The 1,052-nt window shown below is 64.0% G+C and carries 2 protein-coding genes; both read left to right on the top strand.

Annotated elements, in window-relative coordinates; translation table 11 throughout:
• The first annotated feature begins 114 nt into the window (after positions 1-114).
• Positions 115-507 carry a hypothetical protein gene (locus tag ACFWJO_RS40890; RefSeq protein WP_100228383.1) on the top strand — a complete coding sequence of 131 codons (393 nt, stop codon included), beginning with the start codon at positions 115-117 and terminating at the stop codon, positions 505-507.
• Between the two features lie 77 nt (positions 508-584).
• Positions 585-1,052 (top strand): DUF2637 domain-containing protein (locus ACFWJO_RS40895; RefSeq protein WP_386873481.1); only part of this gene is annotated, 468 nt, incomplete at its 3' end.

Raw genomic sequence — 1,052 nt, forward strand, 5'->3', positions numbered from 1 at the left:
GGCCCAGGAACACGCACCAAAAAGCGCGAAAGAGGTCGCCGCGGACTTGCTGGCCGTATGCCAAGAGATGGTGCAACGAATCACTGAGGCTGAGGCCGCGGAGGTGGCGGCATCGTGAGCGCAACGGATCGAGCTATCACGGGGCTGCCGCCGCGTCCGGGGGCGTCTGCGCGAGCTGCGACCCCCGATGTGTCCGCGCTGAGGAGGCAACGCAACAAGGCTGCAACGGATCTGACATCGACGGCTGCGGCCGCGCAACAGCCGGCCGAACCGGAGAAGAAGCCGAGCAACAAACCGACAACCGTCTACATCGCCCCAGACGTCCTGAAAGAAGCGCGCCTGGCATTCAAAGCAACGCAGTCCGCCGAGGCCGACCGCAACTGGTCGCACTTCGTGGAGAAGGCGCTCGCCGACGCAACACAGCGCCGCGCCGCGCAACACAACGACGGCAACGCGTTCGAGGGGGAGGACAAGCCCCTCCCACCTGGCCGTCCGCTCGCTGACTAGCAAATAGATGAGGCCCCTGCCGTTTGGGTCGGCAGGGGCCTCGTTCCGACCGGTACCCCGTGGAAGGAAGACCAGTCATGATTGACCTTAGTATTCGAGCAGCACGAATCCAGGTCCGCGCGCTGATTGCGGCTCTGATCGTTGCGATTTCCATTGCAATTGGCATCACCACAGGGGCCTTTGTGTTGTCCTTTGCCGTGCAACGCGACCTCGCGTTGCAAGCCGGGATCCCGCACTACCTCACCTGGATCTTCCCGGCCATCGTCGACGGCGCAATCCTCGGCGCAACGATCGCGGTTGTTGCGCTGAGCAAGATCAGTGGCCGCGCGACAGGAAAGCGGTTCTTCCTCTGGCTCGCCGTCGTAGTGGTCTTCATCAGTGTCTTCGGCAACGCCTACCATGCCCGCCGAGCCGGGGAAGAAGCTGCCCGCAACGTCGCGGCCGGCATGGACCTGGGCTTCACACCGCTGACGCCGACAGGCGCATCGCTCATTGCGATCATTCCGCCGTTGCTGGTGTTGGCGTTCACCCACGGTGTCGGCATC

This window comes from Streptomyces sp. NPDC127092 (genome assembly GCF_042722475.1).
Lineage (GTDB): Bacteria > Actinomycetota > Actinomycetes > Streptomycetales > Streptomycetaceae > Streptomyces.